This window comes from Clostridium hydrogeniformans DSM 21757, assembly GCF_000686705.1.
Classification (GTDB): Bacteria; Bacillota; Clostridia; order Clostridiales; family Clostridiaceae; genus Clostridium_Z; species Clostridium_Z hydrogeniformans.
Map to the genome: position 1 here is coordinate 527,070 of NZ_JMLJ01000003.1, position 19,672 is coordinate 546,741.

Genomic DNA, 19,672 nt, shown 5'->3' on the forward strand with positions numbered 1-19,672 from the left:
TAATTCAAAAATAAACACTATGAAACTTTATTGAAACCCAATAAATTCATAGTGTTTATTTTTACTTTATACCTATTTATCTAAGATTTTCTTTGCCTCTAACATCCTTTGAATTACCGTTACTATTATCATTAAAGAAAATATATTGGTTATATATCCCACATAGTTGGTAAATATTATCATAAAGGAAAATAATATAAAGCCTTCTGTTCTTTCTGCAACCCCAGCCTGGTAATAAAAAGATTTAATTCCCTTTTTCTCACTTAAGGCACCTACTGTTAAAAATATAGTCATGGATATTAATATACACATAGTTAATACTATAAGATTCATCCTTATACCTTCAAACTTAAAAGCTAAAGCTAGTATAACTGATATTTCAACTATCCTATCAAAAGTTATATCCATTAAAGTACCAAAGTCAGTAGTATTTTTGCTTTTTCTTGCCATAGCACCATCTACAGCATCTAAATACCCAGATATCCAAAGCACTATAACAGCCAAGTACTTCATATCAAAATATATAAATATAAATGTTAATATTCCTATTAACAGTGCAAGGAAAGTTATATGATTTGCTTTAAGTCTCATTTTAAGAAAAAACTTTGCCCCCACCTCTATTAGTGGATTCACGTATTTTCTTCCATATGTATCTAGCATTTTTTCCTCCTTTGAATTTGTTTTTATATTAGAATAATACTTAAAATCTCCGTCCCCTCATAAGGTATTTATATTTTCTATGTAAATTTTAAGGAAGCCATTTTAACTTCCCACACTTTGTTTCTAGGTACTTAAGAAGTAAATATTAAAGATACTGTACTTCATAAAGAATATATGGATCACGTGAAAACACAACATAGGGAACTTTCCCATTATAATTTAGCATATATCAACCTTATCTTTCATAAATTCTTCATTTATTATATCTAATATATTCTCTCTATGGACCCACTTTACTTCAAGACTTTCATCACTTGTTGTAAGCTCACCTGAAACTGCTTTCCCAGTAAATCCAAAGCTTACAATTGAACCAATAGGACTAACTCCATCAGGTTGAAGCCTCTTTGCTATATTTGAATGAACTGCTCTTAACTCCCCAACCTGAATATCTATTCCAGTTTCTTCTTTTACTTCTCTCTTTAATGCATCAGTAAGAGTCTCTCCAGGCTCCACTTGTCCCCCTGGGATCTCCCATCCTCTATCTGGATTTCTCATCATAAGTATTTTTCCCTCTTCATTTTCTATTAGTCCACCAACAGCAACAATATGAACTGGGTAATTCATAATACAATAATCCCCTTTCTATTTCACCATATTTTATAGGTTCTTATTAGAAATCCACTTCCTATATATGGTATATAATAGCACATGTTTCAGAATAGTGTATACATGAAAATGAATATATTTTCTCCTTATAAATAAGGCTTCACTACTACAATAAGATGGGATCTTACTTTTACACCGCTTACTTTCCTTACTTATTTCTTATACAAAGCTTTTATTCCTCTCTTAAGTCCTTACTTAAGAATCTTTTTTTCATAAATATAGATATTACAATAAGTCCTATTAGCATAGCTATAGATAAGTAGAAGCTACTTTTACCTACATTTACCCATTGAGCTCCTATATTTGTAAACACTAGTATTCCTGGTATAGTTCCTATTAAAGTTGCTAATATAAAATCCTTATACTTTATACTAGTAAGTCCTGCCCCATAACTTATAACATCAAAAGGAAATAGTGGTATAAGTCTCAATAAAATTACTATAACAAAGCCTTTATCTTCTATAATTTTTTCTAATTTATCTAATTTATTCTTTGCTATGTTTTTTATAAAATCTCGCCCTAAAATTTTAGATATATAAAAAGATATGCTCCCACCTATCATAGCTCCAATAGTTGTGTATATATACCCTTCTAAAAGTCCAAATAATATCCCTCCTGTTATTGCAAGAATAGAATCTGGAAAAAGGGTTAAAGGTACTAAAGCAAACATTATTATATATATAATAGGTGCTAATGATCCATAGGACTTAACAAAATCCTCTATGTTTTTTGTAGAATTTCCTGAAAATATATTAAGCTTCTTTATAATAAATATAATACCTACTAAAATCAGAACACTCAGTAACCCCTTTAATATTTTTAAATTTCTTTCCTTCATATTTCCTCCTTTTATCTGATGGCTATAAGCTTTAACACCCTCATCCTCGTACAAGGTGGGGGTGTTAAAGTTGCTACGCCCCTAAATTAACTCATCTAACTTTTCTTTTTACATTATACCTATTAGTCCATTTTTTTATAGTTCCCTCAATATCCTGAGTTAACTTTTCTCCATTTATAACCTTAGGATTAAATAAAAAATCTAATATATGAAGAGAACTCTTTCCACCTCTTATCATAGACTCAACACATGACTCACAATAAGAAACTATATAGTCAGCCTCTGTTTCTTCTGCCCTATTATTCATCTCTCTTAACGCTAGCTTATTGTTAGTTACACATACCATACCACCAGCTCCACAGCACTGTGTTTTGTCTCTATTTTTTTCAAACTCTATTATATTTACTCCAAGCTCCCTTAATATTTTTCGTACACTTTCATGTATTACTTTTTCCTCTCTAATTGGGCAAGGATCATGAAGGGCAAAGGTTTCCTTTATATTTTTATATTTCCCCTTAACTTCTTCTGGAACTCCATTTTCCCCTATAACTTCCCACAAAGAGGTTACCTTAACATTACTATTACTTTTAATAGTTTTATAACAATTTTCACAGGCTACAATTACCTCTTCTATGTTATTATCTTCTATGATTTTATTGAGTCCTGAATAGTAATTTTTAAACCCCTCTATATCTCCCATGTCTAAGGTTGGTTTTCCACAACACTGAAATAATATAGAAATATTCTCTGTTACCTTTTCTAAATATCTATAAGTTTCTAAAATTATATTAGGATCATAGGAACTTAAACTACATCCTGGTATAAAGATTCTTTTTATGTTTTTTTCTTTAATCTCGGAGGTGAATAAAGGTGAAAAACTGTTCTTCTGATGAAATCTAACAGTATTATATCCTAACTCTTTAAGTGCCTCTTTATTATTCTTAAATATATCCTCTCTTGAATTAAAGAATATATCCTTAAAATCTATGTCCTTAGGACATTCCATGGTACATCTATTACAAAGCATACAAGAAAAAGCCATGTTTTTATCTATTGTATTTTCCTTTATAACCTTACCTAAAAAGTCTTTAGGGGATTCTATAAAGTCCTTCATCATTGGGCATACCTTCATGCACTTCTTACAATCTATACATTGCTTTTCACTATAATTTATGCTCTCTATTAAATCCTTACTTAATTTAATCTTATCCACACCATATCCCCCTTATATATCTACAAAACAACATGGATTGCCTTTTTGAAGCAACCCATATTCTTAAGTTATTTACTTTTTTGTCTTTCAGTCCAAACCTTTTTAACCACAAATATTAAAACTGATAAAGCAAAGAGTGTTAGTAGTCCAAAGACCATCATCTTCGCTCCTCCAACTAGCATACCTCCAACATAAGAATATATTATAGTAGCCGGAAGTTGTCCAATACCTGTTGCTATAAAAAATGATATAAAACTCATAGAGGTAAGTCCTGCTGCATAACTCACTACATCAAAGGATATAAATGGCAATAATCTTGCTATAAGTATTGTATGTTTTCCATACTTTTTAAAAAAGTCATCTATACTATCTAAGGCAAACTTACTGGTAAGTTTTTCTGCAGTGTTTCTTCCTAATAATTTAGCTATGTAAAAGCAAAGAGCTGCCCCTGCCATAGAGCTCACCCAAGAAAGGATTGCTCCCTTCCACCATCCAAATAATGCGGCATTAGAAAAAGTTATCATAAAAGCTGGTAATGGTGCCGCAATAGATTGTAATATCATTAATGTAAAAGATATTATTGGTGCCCATACCCCAAAGGATAATATATATTTCTTTAAAGCTTCTAAGTCTAACATTCCTAAGTAAAATACCATCTGATTTATGGTTTTATTAACAGGTGGTACAAATAAATATACTCCCACTATTGTTAATAATACTAATAACTTTATTAAAAAGGATTTACTAAACTTAATTATTTTCCCCACACTCCTTAAATTATTTTTCTAATGGATTACTACTATCTCCTGCCCACTCATAGAAAGAAGCATCATAGTTTTTAACCTTATCATATCCATTGTCTTTTAAAATTAATGCAAAATGTGCTGAACGTATACCTGCTGTACAATAAGTAACTATTTCATCTTCTTTCTTAAGTCCTGCATCTTTAAATATTTTTTCTAGTTCTTCCTTTGTTTTGATTGTTCCATCCCCATTATAAACTTCAGTAAATGGTAATGATATGGCTTTTGGAAGATGTCCTCCTCTAGCCTCTCCAAATTTAGTAGCTCCTTCATACTCTTCTTTAGTTCTTGTATCTATTATTTTAACCTTATCTGCCTTACTCTTTAGCTCTTCAGTAGTTATAGTAAAATCATTATTTAACTTCTCTACCTTATAGTTAGTAGATTTTGGCTCCTTAATTTCATTAGTTGTTTCTTTTTTCTCTGCCTTCCATAGATCAAAACCTCCGTTTAACATTTTTGCATCTATTCCAGCCATTTTAAACATCCATACAAGTCTTCCATCTTCGCCCCAACCATCTTTGTTTCCGTAAACAACAACGTTTTTTGTTTTATCTATTCCTAACTTAGAGAATTTTTCTGAAAGGGCTTTCTCATCCTGTAATACACCCCAGCCCTTATCTCCTGATTTACCAGTCATATTAGCAAACCCTTGCCATGGTGCATTTATTGCTCCCTTAATATGACCTTTATCATAATCTTTATTATTCCTTGCATCTAATAAAACTAACTTTTCATTATCTATATTCTCTTCAAGCCATTTAATATCTGTAAAATACTCATTACCCTCAGACTTATATTCTGTTTTAGTTGTTTTATTATTTTCCTTTATTTGATTTTTATTACCGCAAGCTGCAAATAATGATGCACTTATAATTAAAGAAGATACTATAATAGTAAATTTTCTTATGTTCTTATTCATAATTTTTCCTCCAATTATATTTATTTTTCTCCTTAATTCACTTTAAACTTCCATAAACCACTATTAATTATATCAAATATATATTATAGCCGTTATAGATAATATCAATATAATTTCGTTTATCTATTATTATTGTTTATAGTAAACCCCCTCTAAATTTTACATAAATTATACTAACTCAACAAAACCCCTTATATATACAGTAAATAATCAAAGTTTATATTTTACTATGAAGCCTTTGATTTTCAATCAAAAGATTTTTATTTGAACCATGGATATGAAATCTTTGGTGTATTAGATAATTGTCCAACAGAACATAAACGTTATTATATGAAAAAGAATATATAAATATTTTAAGGTGGAAATCTAAATTGATTTCCACCTTAAAATAACTTAATTATTAACACTCTCTTTAATAATGTTCATATCTTAGAATATATATTTATATATAATAAAAAATTTTATTATATACTCTTAAAAACTCTTCTATATCTTTGAAAATCCCAGCTTTCAATAAACTTTATAGTGCTTTTATATCCAATAGTAAACAAATGATTTATATATTTATTAGCTTCATTAAAGTCTGTAGATTTGATGCTGTTATCATTGTCTAAGATAATAGTTCTTATAAAATCCCTATGTCTTATAAAATTGTCCTCACTTTGATTTAAGGGTGCTGATAATACGTCCTTAGTATAGGACAATATCCCCTTCTTTCCCTTCTCTGTCTCACTTTCTAAATCCTTCACCCTAATACCAAAGGTAGGCCACCTAGGTATCCCTTCCCTATCAAATATCCATACAGGAAAGTTACTTAAAAGCCCTCCATCAACTATAAAATATTCCTTATCTTCCTTATCCTTTAATAATACAGGAGTAAAATAAAATGGTATAGAACAACTCATTCTTACAGCCTTTGCCACACTAAAACTAAGAGGATCTATTCCATAATCCTTTAGATCTTCTGGAAGTATAATCATCTTTTTTCTTGTTATGTCTGCAGCTATTATTTTAACCCTGCTTTCTCCATTATTCATTATGTCCCTAAAGGTTCTAATACCTTTATCCTTAAGTAAAGCAGCCATCCAGGTTTCTACAATGGTACTATCAAATACTCCCTTATTGAAAATAAGAGATAATGGCTTTCCTATGCCAAATATTTTACTAGTTTTAGTCTTTTTCATAAAGGTTTTAAAATCTATACTATAAAGAATTTTTATTATCTCCTCACTAGAGTAACCTGCCACTATAAGTGTTGCCATCACTGCTCCTGCTGAAGTTCCTGCACATCTTTGAATATTATATCCTCCATCTACAATAGCCTTATAAGCTCCAGCATGGCTTACTCCTAATACCCCACCACCTTCAAAAACTAAATCCACATTCATATATCCCTACCTCCCCTAGTAATATATGAATGTGGATTTTATTAAGTTACAATTAATGTAATTTTCTTCTTCTCCTCTTACTCTCTTTAAAAATCAAAGTAATCATAGGCTTTAGTCTTAACTTAGAAAATAAAAAATCTTTATTTATGAAATATGGTTATTTCAATAAAGGTAGTTAAGTCAATAAGCTTTTAAACTTTTCCAGATTACAATTTAAATCTACTGCATTTCTTTTTAACTTTAATGGATTATCTTCCTTTGTATTAATTCCTGGTGCTGTGGTAAAGGCCAATAAAAACTTTTCATCATAAAGCCAATTTACTATTTCCTCTTTAAATACTCCAAAAGGATAAGCAAATACCTTTTTCGCCATTACAAAGCTTTCACATTCTCTTATATCCTTAATAAAGGTGTCTTTGTCCACTTTTAGAAGATCAGTAATCCCATCTGCTCTTTTATGTAATGATTTTGTATGGTTAGCATAGGTAAATACATCCTTCATTTCTTCAAGTTCTTCTTTTGAAGCACATACACTTTTTAAAGGATTATATTCTTGTTTATCTTCAAATACCCAGTTTAGCACCATAAATCCTACTGCCGAGAATCCATATTTTTTTAATATAGGGTAAGCATATATATAAGAAGACTTATAGGTGTCATCAAAGGTTATAAGCACCGACTTTTCTTTTAATGGTTTATTATTATAATAAAAATCTATTACATCTTTTAATGTTATGATTGAGTAATTATTATCATATAAATACTTCATTTGGTTTTCAAATTCATTAAGAAATACAAATAAAGGCTTAGGAAGTATATCACTATACCCATCCCCTACTAATAACTCTGAATTATTATCTTCTTTATAATCCTCTTTCTTTATAATTTCATGATACATAAGAACAGTAAATTTATCCATGTTCATCCTCCTAAAATTAAGATAAAAATTAATTTTTAAAGTTTCCATTAAATCATTCCTAGCTTAGAATATGTAAACTTTATAACTATTTTTAATTCTTAATACATATAAAATATTAGTATTGTATATCCTCTTTACAAGACTTCATTTCTTTGGTTATATAGGTAATTATATCATAATAGTTAGACAAATTTTTAAGTAAGGTATATAAACATAATTCAAGTTTTATATTGATATATATTGTCAATGTTCCTATATAATGTTAATATTAGTCATAATATTATGGAGGATAGGAATGTATATAAATATTCTACTTCCTATATATAAGAATGGGGGATAACTTATGAAAAATTTATTTTTATCTAGTCCAAATAGTGATTATGAAAAGAGTTTTAAAGATTATGTGTTAGCCTATAAGGAATCAAATGATGAATATTATTTTAATAAATATAAAAAGGGACTGGACAGTTTTAATGAATATTTAAAAGACTTATATAACTATTCTAAAGGAATAGATTTATCTCAAGGAGAAGTTATAACCTCAACATTTTGGTTAATTGATAATAATAAAGTAGTAGGAGTATTACGAATTAGACATGAAGAAGTAGAGTATTCTGGCCATATAGGCTATGACATATCTCCATTTTATAGGAATAAGGGCTATGGTTCTGCAATTCTTCAATTAGCATTAAAAGAGGCTATTAACCTAGGGATACAAGAGGTAATAGTAACTTGTAACATAGATAATGTATATTCAAAAAAGATTATAGAAAAAAGTAATGGAAAACTATTAGGAAGAATTTTCGATGAGGAAGAGAATGAACATCTTTATAAATATAGTATTACAACATCTAATCACAAATTATAAAAAAGATTTTCTCTTATAACACTTTAGCTATTATTCCACGAATTTATTAAATGTTATACTATGTAAATCCCAAATATACTTTTATAAAAATATTATAAGTGAAAAGGTAGAATTGCGTTAATTCTACCTTTTCTAAACCTTATTAGATATATTTCTTTTTATATTTACGAAAACATAGGTATATCATTGGGACAAACTACTCCTAATAGATATACCTATGTTTTGCTATTATTAATATTGTTTTTTCATTTCAACAAGTAAATAATGACTCTTAGTTATGCCCTTTATATTTATATCCTCTTCAACTACTTCTAGGGCATCTCCATGATTTAAAACTTCATTGTTTACATTAGCAGAGCCTTCTATTTGAACCAAATATCCTTGACGGTTTTTATCTAGTTTAAAATCTATACTTTCTCCTTCTTCTATGAAAAGAGAGTATATATTTGCATCTTGATTTATCTTGATTTCAGCATCCCCTTCTTTTCCTGAAACCATATGAAGCCATTTTCCTTCTCTATCTTCCCAATTAAACTTATTGTCTCCATAGTTTGGAGTAAGATTCCTCTCATTTGGGAATATCCATAATTGAAGGAGTCTAAGTTCTTTTTCACCTAGATTGTACTCACTATGAAATACTCCACTTCCTGCACTCATATATTGAACATGACCACGAGAAATACTTTTTTCATTTCCCATACTATCCTTATGTGTTAAATCTCCATTGATAACATAAGTTATTATTTCCATATCCTTATGAGGATGGGTATCAAAGCCTGTTCTTGCATCTATTACATCATCATTTAATACTCTTAAAACACCAAAATTTATATTACTTGGATTATAATATTCTGCAAAAGAGAAGTGAAAATTAGATTTTAACCATCCAAGATTTGATTTTCCCATGTTTTCTCTATATATTTTTCTTATCATAAATTCTCACCCTTTTAAATTATTTTATAGTTTAAAGATAGTTTAGAAGTTTTTAACAACCTCTTTAACATCTTGTGATGCCTTATTTTTAAGCTCATCCTTTGGCATATAAGCAGTACCCTCTATTACTATACTCTTTATATCTTGTATTCCCATAAATGATAAAGCTGATTCCATATAACTATGAGCATGAACAAAGTCTTTTGCTGGTCCTTCTGAATAAACTCCACCAGTAGAATGAATATGGATTGCTTTTTTATCTTGTAATAATCCTACTGGACCATTTTCTGTGTACTTAAATGTTTTTCTTGCTACAATTACTGTATCCATATAAGCTTTTACCATTGGAGGTAATCCTAGGTTCCACATTGGAGTTGAGAATACATACTTGTCAGCCTTTAAGAACTGTTCAGTAAGTTCATCTATTCTTACTATTTTTTCTCTTTCTTCCTTAGTTAAATCTTCCATTGTTTTTCCACTTTGAAGCTTTCCCCATCCCTTTAAAACATCTTTATCTATCATAGGTATATTATCTTCATAAACATTTACTTCAACAACTTCATCATTAGGATTTATTTCTTTATATTTATTTATGAAATCTCTTCCTACTGATAAGCTATAAGAATCCATTTCATCACTTGGATTTCCTTTTATATAAAGCACTATATTTTTATTCATATTTGTTCCTTCTTTCTTTGATTTATTTTTTAATAATTCTTTTATAAACTTAACCATGTGTTTTCTCCTTTGTTTAAACCCTTATATGATTAATACTAATTAGTAGTATTTAAATAAAAAAATTTTTTAATTAAATATAAGCTAGTTAACTATGATGTAATTTAGTACTAATTAGTAGTATATTCTTAAATTAAATGGTGGTAAGCTTATGCACCACCTAGTTTCTTTAATAATATTATAAGCATCTCTTTTTCTTCTTTAGTTAGGACATTAAATACAGTATTTAAATTTTCCACGTGTAATGGAAATATCCTTTCTATAATTTCTCTTCCTTTGCATGTAAGGCTAATAAGACAAGCTCTCTTATCTTTAGGATCTTTATAACGAGTAACAAGTCCATCCCTCTCTAAATTATCTATTACCACAGTCATATTTCCTCCCGTGGAAAGAGTTTTTTCTATTATCTCATTAATTCTAAAATCACCTTTATGATAGAGAAGTTCTAAAACTCCAAATTGAGATATGGTTAATCCAGCCTCTTTAATAATCTTTTGCTCTCTTTTATTAACAGATTGCTTTGCCCTACTTAATACTATTAAAGTCTTTAAATTTAAGTCACTTATTTCTCCATAGGATTTTTTGTTTTTCATATTATTATAATATTACTAATTAGTAATATTGTCAACCTCCTATTAAAATTTATTTTTCTTTTTTGTTATGTAATAATTGGTATTATATAATTTTCTATTTTATGTTTAAATTATAGGCCTTATATGTAAAATCTTAAGTTATAGATAAATTAAAACAGTTTTTCACAAAGTAAATGTAATAAGTATAAGTTAAGAAATCAATCATGAACCCTATAACTTGTTGCTTTAGTTAAATCTTAACCTAGTGAAAATTTGTGCTTTCAAATTGTAAAGTCATAAACTTAATTAACTAAAAGGTGCTGATTTAAAGAACCTAAATTAACTACCACTCTTAATTAATCCTTTAGTATCCTAAGTCCTTATTAACTATAATTACCCTTATCCTTCCTTTAATAAATTGTCCACTAATAGTTACAAAGCTATTGCATATTCTCTCCTTACTTTTACAATCTACACAATAACCTAGTTTTGTACAAGGTGTATCTTTCCCTAACCTTTTAGCATCTATTGGTGCTGCAAAGCTTCTTACTCTCCTACTTGCCTCTTCTAAATCTTTAACAATTTTATTTATTCCTGTAACTATAATTACCTGTTTAGGTCCATATATAATAGGTGCTACCCTGCTACCATTCCCATCTATATTATAAAGTTCTCCACTTTCTGTTATTGCGTTAGTACTACAAAGAAAGGTATCTGTAGAAAAATTTTTAATATAAATCTCCTTCTTTTCTTCCTTAGTAAGATTCTTATCATATTTATCTAGAAATATGTATTTTCCACTTCTTAAAAAATCTAATACTCCTGTTTCATCCAATGTGACTGAATCTCCTACCCCTATAGTTTCTCCTTCTTTAATAAATTCTTTTAATTTATTAGTTAATTCATCCTCATCTTGAACAAAATATCCATCCATATTATTACCATTTAATCCCTTAATAACTCTTTCTACTTGTTTTTCAATATACCATAAGCGATTTTTATCCATAGTTTATCCCCCACATTCTTATTGATTTACATAACTAATTTACATATAAAACTATTTACTTACAGTTTTAATATTATGTTAAATATACTAAGCCTTAATCTTCCCTTTGTAATTTTATTATACCAACAAATTCACAGAAGAGACATAGAGGCTACTTCTCACCATTATAAATCCTTTAATAAAATAAAAACCATGTACAAAGGAAAGTTCGTTCCTTATATACATGATTTTTATTGAATTTATAAATATATTTTGATTATACTATTTATCAACCATTTTATCTGATGGCTAGGATATTTAACACTCTCCTCCTCTAAAAGGTAGTGGATAACAGTTGGTACGCCCCTAGATTAACTCATCTGAAGGAAGATTCCTTCTATTCTTATTATAAATCTAGCTCCACCTCTACTCCAAAGTGATCTGATATTATTTCTTTCTTCTCTCCATTAAAAATTACATTTGAATAATTAACCTTTAATGGTTTATTGCTAAATATCATATCTAATCTTAAATCCTCAGAGTTCTTTTCCCATCCTGCTATTTTTCCTTTTACAGTTATACCTTTATCTTTTGTTTCTGCTAAATAATAAGTGTCATATAAGCCTTTTTCTATAATATAGTCATATCCTTCTCCTTTAATGGTGGCACTATTATTAAAATCTCCCATTAAAATTGAAATCTCATCATTATCTAGAGTCTCTAAAAGCTTATCTACTTGGTATTTAAAGGGCTCTTCCTCATCCTTCCACCATCCTAAATGACAACTATATAATGATATAGGAGTATTCTTATAGTTTACCTTTAACTTAACTATTTTTCTTGTTTTCCAAAAGTTTAAATCCTCTCCTTTTGAAATAAAAAAGGAATCCTCCTCTATAATATTACATTTAGTTAAAAGGCAAAGCCCTTCTTCATATATATCATAGCCTACATGGGAATAGTCCCATGTAAAGCTATAATTATTAACTCCAATTTTCTTAAGTTCTTTTATAAGTAATAAGGCAAAATTATCTTTTTTTATGTTTTTAAATTCCTTAGCTTCTTTAATTAACTGACTAACCTCTTGAAGAGCTATAACATCATAGTCTCTTTCCTTTATTACCTCTGCTAAGTATTTTATTTTTTCTAGCTGATTTTCTTCCTGCCATGAATGACAATTTAAAGTAAGTAATTTCACAAAACTACACTCCTAAAATATCTTGAATATTAGATTTTAAAACATCAGCCTTTGGTCCATATATTGCCTGCACTCCCTTATCTTTTACAATAAGACCTAGTGCTCCATTTTCTTTCCATAACTTTTCTTCAGCCACTAAATTTTTATCCTTAACAGTAACACGAAGTCTAGTCATACAAGCATCTACATCCACTATGTTTTCTTTTTCTCCAAGTAAAGTTATTATTTTTACTGCTAACATATCATGGTTACTACTATTGTTTCCCTTATCTTCTTCAATATTTTCTGAGTCAATGTAATTTCCAAGACGTCCTGGAGTAGGTATCTTAAATTTCTTTATTAATATACTAAATACTCCGTAGTTTAAGAAGAAGAATACTAAGGATGTTATAATGAAGTTTATAAGATCTCTTGTAATCCCTGCATTAACCATCATAGGTGTTCTAGTTAAAAGCTCTATAAATCCAAAAGCATGAACTCTTAAGTTTATTATATCAGCTAAAGCAAATGCTACTCCAGTTAGCAATGCATAACATACATATAACACTGGGGATATGAACATAAACATAAATTCTATTGGTTCTGTAACCCCTGTTAAGAATACTGCTAAAGCTGCTGATAAGAATATAGTCTTGTACTTAGATTTTTTATCTTCATCAACATTTTTATACATTGCATAGGCTACCCCTATTAATGATGCACAAGAGGTAATAACTTGACCTACTTTAAATCTAGCTGGTGTAATAGTTGTTAATAAGGTATTGTAATCTGTCATATTTCCTAAATCTTTTAAATTAATAAGGTCATTAGCCCAAGCAAGCCATAGTGGATCTTGTCCTGCAACTGCTGTACCTGCTCCAGATCCTGTTAATATAGTATATACACCACCAAGCTCTGTATAGTTTATAGGTACTGTTAACATATGATGTAAACCAAATGGTAGTAATAAACGCTCAAGGGATCCAAATATAAATGGTGCAACTATTGGTGCTGTATCCTTAGATGTTGCTATCCATTGTCCAAAGGAATTTAATAGTCCTTGGATAAATGGCCAAATTAAAGATAAAAGTATTGCCATTACAGTTGATCCTAATATAACTACAAAAGGAACGAAACGTTTTCCATTAAAGAAAGCTAAAGACTTTGGTAATTTATTAAAGTTATAATATTTATTATATAAGTAGGCTCCTAAAAATCCTGATATTATTCCTATGAACACTCCCATATTTAAGGTTGGTGCTCCAAGTATTGATACGAAATAATCTTTAACTACAAGTTCTTTTCCTGTCATTGATGTTACAGTGGCTGAAGGATCTGAAAACATTGCTCCATTTACCCCAAATATAGCTCCTGTAATCCTATTAGTTAAAATAAATGCTAATAATCCTGCGAAGGCTCCTCCAGCTCTTTCTTTAGCCCAAGATCCTCCTATAGCTACTGCAAATAATATGTGAAGGTTTCCAATAATAGCCCAACCAATATCCTCCATAACCCTTGCTATGGTATGAATAATTGCTGCATCAAAGGACATGCCTATAAGTTTACCAATAGATATCATAAGTCCTGCTGCTGGCATAACAGCTACAACCACTAATAATGCTTTACCAAACTTTTGCCAAAAATCAAAAGAAAATATCTTATTATTTTTCATATAATCACCTCTGTTTTATTTTTTATTTTTCCTATGATAATCTTAATCTTAGGTAGAGATTATTTTGAACCTCACTCTCTACCTACAGATTAATTAATTTATTCTAATTATAAATTCTTGTGTAGTTTTATATTTAACTAAAACAAACATCTAAGCTAAATTTTATAAAGTCTTGATTCCCAAGGCTTTAACTTAAAGCTAGTTAATATTTCATGACTCTTAACCTGATAGTTTGATAATAATAATTTCTTATGATTTAAATCTAGATTCTCATAACTGTACTCTACCTCTTCATTAGTAAGATTACATATTATTATAAATTTTTCATCCTCTAAGGTTCTTGTATAGGCATAAATATTTTTATCTTCCTCTAGTATTAATTCATATTTGCCATATATAAGACACTGATTATTCTTTTTAATATCTATCATTTTCTTATAAAAGTTAAATATAGAATTTTCATCTTTAGCTTCAGCCTCTACATTTATATCTTTGTAATTAGGATTAATTTTAATCCAAGGAGTGCCACTAGAAAAACCAGCATTTTCTGAACTACTCCATTGCATAGGTGTACGTGCATTATCTCTAGAAACCTTCCATAAAGCCTCCATTGCTTCTTCTTCTGAAGCTCCATTTTCTATTTGTTCCTTATATATATTTATCCCTTTAATATCATCATAATCCTCTATGGAGTTAAATTTAACATTAGTCATTCCTATTTCTTGTCCCTGATATATAAAAGGGGTTCCCTTTTGCATAAAATACATAAGTCCTAGTGCCTTGGCACTTTCATTTAAATACTCATTAGTATTACCTAGGGTAGAGGTAACTCTTGGAATATCATGATTTTCTATAAATAAAGCATTCCAGCCTGTTTCATCTAAGCTATTTTGCCACTTAGTTAGAATATTTTTCAGTTCTACCACATTAAAGGTTTTATTTTTTTCATAATCCCAAAGATCTAAATGTTCAAATTGGAATACCATATTGAACTTTCCCTTTTCTTCTCCAACCCAAAGATCAGCATCTTCTGCCTTTACTCCATTAGCCTCTCCAACAGTTACAATGTTATATTTACTAAAAGTATTTTCTTTAAGTTCCTCTAAATACTTATGAATACCTTTAACATTCATATGCTTTTCAAAGGAAGAAACATATTTTAAGTTCTTTGGATTAGGAATATCCTTTAAGCCTTCCTCTTTTTTAATATGGCTTATAGCATCAACTCTAAATCCATCGATTCCTTTATCAAGCCACCAATTAATCATTTCATAAACTTCTTTTCTAACCTCTGGATTCTCCCAATTTAAATCTGGTTGTTTCTCAGTAAAAAGATGTAGAAAATATTCTTTTGTTTCCTCATCATATTTCCATGCTGAACCTTTAAAAATACTTTCCCAGTTATTAGGTTCCTTTCCCTCTTTACCTTCTCTCCAAATATAAAAATCTCTCTTTGGATTATCCTTTGAGGATTTTGATTCAATAAACCATTTATGCTCATCACTTGTATGGTTTACAACTAAATCTATAATAAGCTTCATATCTCTGTTATGAACTTCTCTAAGAAGGTTATCAAAGTCCTCCATAGTTCCAAAGTCATCCATTATATCTTTATAATCACTTATATCATACCCATTATCATCATTAGGAGATTTATACATTGGACTTAGCCAAATTATATCTATTCCTAAATCTTTTAAATAATCTAATTTAGAAATTACTCCTTTAATATCCCCTATTCCATCTCCATTATAATCTTTAAAGCTTCTTGGATATATCTGATAAGCTACTGCTTCTTTCCACCATGTCTTTTTCATTCTTACCCCTCCTTAGAGTTGTGCAACCGTTTGCCTCAATGTTAAAAAATTTTTCTTAAACTATAATAATTAACCCATAGAATTTACAGATGTACTTTTTATCTATATTAAATCTAGTTTTAACATAAGTTTATTCTCTATGGTTAGTTTAAGCTAAATTCACTATATATATTCATTTATTAATTAAATTTTATTTCATTTTTAAAATATAACCTTCTATTTTTTACACCTTAAGTATATCAACTAAAGTAAAAGTTTACAACAGGTAAATTCTATTATATTTTTTGCTTTTTTATAGACTTTCTTTCTCTATCTTCTATTTTTAAGTTTTTTCTTATGCAACCGTTTGCCTGGCTATTAAAAGAAAAGAAGATACTTATGCATCATAGTAAATAACTTTTATAAACTTTTCCTATGATAAAAATTATTAGAATAGGATTATTCCTCTCCTATATATCTTTACCTCTACTTTAAATATTTATTTGCAATAATTATTTACTTCTTATATAATATTAAGATGCATTCTTTAACTTCTTACCTTTTAAAAGATTCTCTTTCTATAAATTTAGTATCTACAATATAGTGATTTCTTTTAATTTCTTCTCCCTCTAACTTATCTATTAAGAGCTTAATTCCATAGTATCCAAGGTCCACTGCATTTATATCCACTGATGCTAAAGGTGGATTTTGGAATTCAGCTAAGGGGGTATTATTAAACCCAACTACAGATATATTACCTATCTCCTTCTCCTTTAGAGCTTTTATAGCACCAAAAGCTAATAAATCATCAGTGGCAACTATTGCAGAGATTGATGGAATCTTTAATATTTCTTTTGTTGCCTTATATCCTTCCTCTTCATTAAACTCTTTCATATGGATTATATATTCCTTTGAAAAGTCTATAGCATTAATTTCTCCCGCCATTTTATATCCTTTTAATCTATCCTTTGATACGTTCCATTGTTCCCTTGCTCCTATAAATCCAATATCCCTATTTCCATTTTCTATAAGTTTATTTATCAAATCATACATAGACTTAAAATTATCATTATCTACCCAAAGTATATTATTAGAATCCTCTGGTCTTCCTATGACAACAAAAGGAAAATCTATTTCTTTTAAATATTCTATAGTCTCATCCTTTTCCTTAGCCCTAAGAAGACATATTCCATCTACTAATCTACTAGTGGTAAAATCTCTTATATATTCTTTTTCACTATTCTCATCCTTACTAAAAGCATAGGTTATGTAATAATTTTTGCTCTGAGCATATAAACTCATCCCTTTCATAGCCTGCACAAAGAATGGATTTGATAATAAATCCTGAGCTTCATTAGGAAGGACAACTCCTAAAATTCTAGTTTTATTATTAGCAAGACTTCTTGCAATAGCATTAGGTTTATATTGTAATTTTTTTATTGCCTTCATAACTTTTTTTCTTGTTTCTTCACTTATTTTAGGATTATCTGATAAAACCCTTGATACCGTAGATGGTGCCACATCAGCCTCTTTAGCAACATCTTTTATGGTAACCTTCATCCCTTTCACTCCTTTTACTCTTCACTGGTTAAGTATAGCTTATCAGTTAAAAATATATTAAACAAGATTTTTATAACTTTTCCATTCTTAATTAACCTTCTTAAATAATAGTATTATCATCTTCTTCAATATGTATATCCCTCCATGGTAGTCTTAGATATTAAAAATATCACTAAATTAGATACATTAACTATGTTAGCCCTTTGTAACACTTCATATTCCTTATAATATTATGTTAGTAAAGAATTTTATGGAGTAGTTATTATGGATACTATTGTTAGTACTAATCCTCTTAATCCTACTGATGAAGAAAGATATGCAATGTTTAAAAAAGAACTAAAGAAAACTAATCGCTTAGAGGATTTTGATAATGTAATAAAGCTTTTAGGCCCTTCTAAGGATATTACCGAATATGCTCCCTTAAGATCTTTAAAAGGTGTTAAAATTGGAATAATTGGAGGAGGAGTTTCTGGCCTTGCCTCAGCCTTTGAACTTAGAAAACTAGGAGCAGATATAACCATATATGAAGCAGAAGATCATAGAATAGGTGGACGTATATACACCCATTATTTTGATAAAAATAAAAAACATTATGGGGAACTTGGTGCTATGAGAGTACCTGTATCCCATGAGACTAGTTGGTTTTACATTAATCTATTTAAATTAGAAACCCTGCCATTTGTACAAGTTAATCCTAATACCTTTCTATGGATACGAAGAACTAGAACTCGTAATAATCCTAAGGATATACAAAAATATATATATCCTTTGTTTGACCTATCTGAAACTGAAAAAAATACTCCCTGGAACACACTTATTACTTATGCTTCAAATTATTTCATTAAAACTATGTCACCTAATGAGAGAACAGAAAATCTAAGAATACTTAAAGAATATTCTCCTCTATATAATAAGTATAGTACCCTAGATACTAGATGTGCTTTAACCTCTCTTAATTTAAGTGAATCAGCCATAGAGCTTATTTCCTCTATAGATCCATTTTTAGGAGCATTATTCTACTCAGCAAATGGAGAAACAATGCAGGGAACTTACACCCTTGAATTTTCTAACCTTTATAGAATTAAAGGTGGTATGGTCAACCTTCCATTAGCCTTTTATAATAGTCTAAAATCAGATTGTCCTAAAGAATATAAAAATATTCCCTCTGATGCCCTAGGTAAATGTGAGTTTAAAGCTAACCATAGAGTTACTGGAATATATAAGACCCATGAGGATAATAAAACTTTAATTGAATATAAAAATAATAATGATAGTGGTTATGGATTCAAATCCTTTGATTATGTAATCTGTACTATTCCATTTAGCATTTTGAGGGAGGTAACCTTAAATCCAGGATTCTCTCCTAAAAAAATGCAAGCTATTAGAGAAGTAACCTATGAAAACTCTCATAAGGTTTATTTTTACTGCAAGAAAAGATTTTGGGAAGAAGATATGCCCTATGGTGGAATAAAAGGTGGAATATCTTCTACTGATGAAGCTATCCAAACCATAGCATATCCCTCTGATCACGTATATAAAAAGAGTTACTCCTTAGATGAGCCTGGAGTATTACTAGCTGCTTATAATCTTGGACTAGATTCCACAAGAGTTGGAAATATGACATCAAATAATGAAATAGAATTTGTTAAAAGGTCAGTGGAAAGAGTTCACAGCCTACCTTATGGCTTTTTAGAAGATTTAGTTACCGATTATAAAAGCTATAATTGGAATGGAGCTCCAAACTTTAAGGGAGCCTTTTGCATAATGGCACCTTGGCAAAAACAGCTTTTTGCTTATGATATTATCCAGCCAGAATATGACGACCGGGTCTTCTTTGCTGGTGAACATATATCCCCTACCCATGGTTGGATTCAGGGAGCCTTATCTACAGCAAGAACTGCTGCTAATTCTATAGCCATAGCTAATATAAAAAATAAAACTGTGTTTGAAGTTTAAATATAAACC

General features: G+C 29.3%; 18 protein-coding genes and 1 pseudogene. 3 read left to right on the forward strand and 16 right to left on the reverse strand.

All coding sequences use genetic code 11. The features are described 5' to 3' along the window. Positions 1-72 precede the first annotated feature (72 nt). The 6 genes from BR69_RS0102200 to BR69_RS0102225 all read right to left on the reverse strand — a co-directional run bounded on the left by BR69_RS0102200 (position 73) and on the right by BR69_RS0102225 (position 5,102). Positions 73-660, reverse strand: a complete 588-nt coding sequence (locus BR69_RS0102200; protein ID WP_027631718.1) for a CDP-alcohol phosphatidyltransferase family protein — start codon at positions 658-660, stop codon at positions 73-75. Positions 661-879: 219 nt separating this feature from the next. Then, positions 880-1,284, reverse strand: a complete 405-nt coding sequence (locus BR69_RS19710; protein ID WP_051623449.1) for an NUDIX hydrolase — start codon at positions 1,282-1,284, stop codon at positions 880-882. Between the two features lie 214 nt (positions 1,285-1,498). Continuing rightward, positions 1,499-2,164: a TVP38/TMEM64 family protein gene (locus BR69_RS0102210; RefSeq protein WP_027631719.1), complete on the reverse strand. Its 666-nt coding sequence runs from the start codon at positions 2,162-2,164 to the stop codon at positions 1,499-1,501. 91 nt (positions 2,165-2,255) lie between these two features. Continuing rightward, positions 2,256-3,377, reverse strand: a complete 1,122-nt coding sequence (locus BR69_RS0102215; RefSeq protein ID WP_027631720.1) for a (Fe-S)-binding protein — start codon at positions 3,375-3,377, stop codon at positions 2,256-2,258. 68 nt (positions 3,378-3,445) lie between these two features. Further along, the gene (locus BR69_RS0102220) at positions 3,446-4,135 is read right to left on the reverse strand and encodes a TVP38/TMEM64 family protein (RefSeq protein ID WP_027631721.1); all 690 of its coding nucleotides are present in this window, start codon (positions 4,133-4,135) and stop codon (positions 3,446-3,448) included. Positions 4,136-4,154: 19 nt separating this feature from the next. After that, the gene (locus BR69_RS0102225) at positions 4,155-5,102 is read right to left on the reverse strand and encodes a sulfurtransferase (protein ID WP_051623450.1); all 948 of its coding nucleotides are present in this window, start codon (positions 5,100-5,102) and stop codon (positions 4,155-4,157) included. 234 nt (positions 5,103-5,336) lie between these two features. On the opposite strand from BR69_RS0102225, the pseudogene BR69_RS22095 reads away from it, so the two are divergent. Continuing rightward, a pseudogene (locus tag BR69_RS22095) lies at positions 5,337-5,450 on the forward strand (GNAT family N-acetyltransferase); the annotation flags it as partial. 116 nt (positions 5,451-5,566) lie between these two features. On the opposite strand, the gene BR69_RS0102230 reads toward BR69_RS22095, so the two are convergent. Next, on the reverse strand, positions 5,567-6,490 hold the full coding sequence (locus BR69_RS0102230; RefSeq protein ID WP_027631723.1) for a patatin-like phospholipase family protein: 924 nt from the start codon (positions 6,488-6,490) through the stop codon (positions 5,567-5,569). 175 nt (positions 6,491-6,665) lie between these two features. Continuing rightward, positions 6,666-7,409: a polysaccharide deacetylase family protein gene (locus tag BR69_RS0102235; protein WP_051623451.1), complete on the reverse strand. Its 744-nt coding sequence runs from the start codon at positions 7,407-7,409 to the stop codon at positions 6,666-6,668. 343 nt (positions 7,410-7,752) lie between these two features. Between BR69_RS0102235 and BR69_RS0102240 the strand changes: the two genes are divergently transcribed. Then, on the forward strand, positions 7,753-8,277 hold the full coding sequence (locus tag BR69_RS0102240; RefSeq protein WP_027631725.1) for a GNAT family N-acetyltransferase: 525 nt from the start codon (positions 7,753-7,755) through the stop codon (positions 8,275-8,277). A 231-nt stretch (positions 8,278-8,508) separates the two neighbouring features. On the opposite strand, the gene BR69_RS0102245 is transcribed toward BR69_RS0102240, so the two are convergent. The 8 genes from BR69_RS0102245 to BR69_RS0102280 all read right to left on the reverse strand — a co-directional run bounded on the left by BR69_RS0102245 (position 8,509) and on the right by BR69_RS0102280 (position 17,707). Next, positions 8,509-9,210 carry a pirin family protein gene (locus BR69_RS0102245; RefSeq protein ID WP_027631726.1) on the reverse strand — a complete coding sequence of 234 codons (702 nt, stop codon included), beginning with the start codon at positions 9,208-9,210 and terminating at the stop codon, positions 8,509-8,511. Positions 9,211-9,252: 42 nt separating this feature from the next. Further along, positions 9,253-9,945, reverse strand: a complete 693-nt coding sequence (locus BR69_RS0102250; RefSeq protein WP_278246074.1) for an FMN-dependent NADH-azoreductase — start codon at positions 9,943-9,945, stop codon at positions 9,253-9,255. A gap of 149 nt (positions 9,946-10,094) precedes the next feature. Then, positions 10,095-10,538: a MarR family winged helix-turn-helix transcriptional regulator gene (locus BR69_RS0102255; RefSeq protein WP_027631728.1), complete on the reverse strand. Its 444-nt coding sequence runs from the start codon at positions 10,536-10,538 to the stop codon at positions 10,095-10,097. Between the two features lie 343 nt (positions 10,539-10,881). After that, on the reverse strand, positions 10,882-11,523 hold the full coding sequence (locus BR69_RS0102260) for a lactate utilization protein (RefSeq protein ID WP_027631729.1): 642 nt from the start codon (positions 11,521-11,523) through the stop codon (positions 10,882-10,884). A gap of 385 nt (positions 11,524-11,908) precedes the next feature. Then, positions 11,909-12,700: an endonuclease/exonuclease/phosphatase family protein gene (locus tag BR69_RS0102265; protein ID WP_027631730.1), complete on the reverse strand. Its 792-nt coding sequence runs from the start codon at positions 12,698-12,700 to the stop codon at positions 11,909-11,911. A 4-nt stretch (positions 12,701-12,704) separates the two neighbouring features. Beyond that, the gene (locus BR69_RS0102270; protein WP_027631731.1) at positions 12,705-14,351 is read right to left on the reverse strand and encodes a PTS transporter subunit IIBC; all 1,647 of its coding nucleotides are present in this window, start codon (positions 14,349-14,351) and stop codon (positions 12,705-12,707) included. Between the two features lie 155 nt (positions 14,352-14,506). Further along, the gene (locus BR69_RS0102275; protein ID WP_027631732.1) at positions 14,507-16,168 is read right to left on the reverse strand and encodes a glycoside hydrolase family 13 protein; all 1,662 of its coding nucleotides are present in this window, start codon (positions 16,166-16,168) and stop codon (positions 14,507-14,509) included. Positions 16,169-16,702: 534 nt separating this feature from the next. After that, positions 16,703-17,707 (reverse strand): LacI family DNA-binding transcriptional regulator, encoded by a 1,005-nt coding sequence (locus BR69_RS0102280; RefSeq protein WP_027631733.1) that lies wholly within the window; start codon positions 17,705-17,707, stop codon positions 16,703-16,705. Between the two features lie 264 nt (positions 17,708-17,971). Between BR69_RS0102280 and BR69_RS0102285 the strand changes: the two genes are divergently transcribed. Continuing rightward, a complete protein-coding gene (locus BR69_RS0102285; protein WP_027631734.1) occupies positions 17,972-19,663 on the forward strand; it encodes a flavin monoamine oxidase family protein in 1,692 nt (563 codons plus the stop codon). Positions 19,664-19,672: the final 9 nt, after the last annotated feature.

Coding starts and splice junctions, on each gene's coding strand:
- BR69_RS0102200 (WP_027631718.1), bottom strand. CDS start 660: ATGCTAGATACATATGGAAGAAAATACGTGAATCCACTAATAGAGGTG.
- BR69_RS19710 (WP_051623449.1), bottom strand. CDS start 1,284: ATGAATTACCCAGTTCATATTGTTGCTGTTGGTGGACTAATAGAAAAT.
- BR69_RS0102210 (WP_027631719.1), bottom strand. CDS start 2,164: ATGAAGGAAAGAAATTTAAAAATATTAAAGGGGTTACTGAGTGTTCTG.
- BR69_RS0102225 (WP_051623450.1), bottom strand. CDS start 5,102: ATGAATAAGAACATAAGAAAATTTACTATTATAGTATCTTCTTTAATT.
- BR69_RS0102230 (WP_027631723.1), bottom strand. CDS start 6,490: ATGAATGTGGATTTAGTTTTTGAAGGTGGTGGGGTATTAGGAGTAAGC.
- BR69_RS0102235 (WP_051623451.1), bottom strand. CDS start 7,409: ATGGATAAATTTACTGTTCTTATGTATCATGAAATTATAAAGAAAGAG.
- BR69_RS0102240 (WP_027631725.1), top strand. CDS start 7,753: ATGAAAAATTTATTTTTATCTAGTCCAAATAGTGATTATGAAAAGAGT.
- BR69_RS0102245 (WP_027631726.1), bottom strand. CDS start 9,210: ATGATAAGAAAAATATATAGAGAAAACATGGGAAAATCAAATCTTGGA.
- BR69_RS0102250 (WP_278246074.1), bottom strand. CDS start 9,945: ATGGTTAAGTTTATAAAAGAATTATTAAAAAATAAATCAAAGAAAGAA.
- BR69_RS0102255 (WP_027631728.1), bottom strand. CDS start 10,538: ATGAAAAACAAAAAATCCTATGGAGAAATAAGTGACTTAAATTTAAAG.
- BR69_RS0102260 (WP_027631729.1), bottom strand. CDS start 11,523: ATGGATAAAAATCGCTTATGGTATATTGAAAAACAAGTAGAAAGAGTT.
- BR69_RS0102270 (WP_027631731.1), bottom strand. CDS start 14,351: ATGAAAAATAATAAGATATTTTCTTTTGATTTTTGGCAAAAGTTTGGT.
- BR69_RS0102275 (WP_027631732.1), bottom strand. CDS start 16,168: ATGAAAAAGACATGGTGGAAAGAAGCAGTAGCTTATCAGATATATCCA.
- BR69_RS0102280 (WP_027631733.1), bottom strand. CDS start 17,707: ATGAAGGTTACCATAAAAGATGTTGCTAAAGAGGCTGATGTGGCACCA.
- BR69_RS0102285 (WP_027631734.1), top strand. CDS start 17,972: ATGGATACTATTGTTAGTACTAATCCTCTTAATCCTACTGATGAAGAA.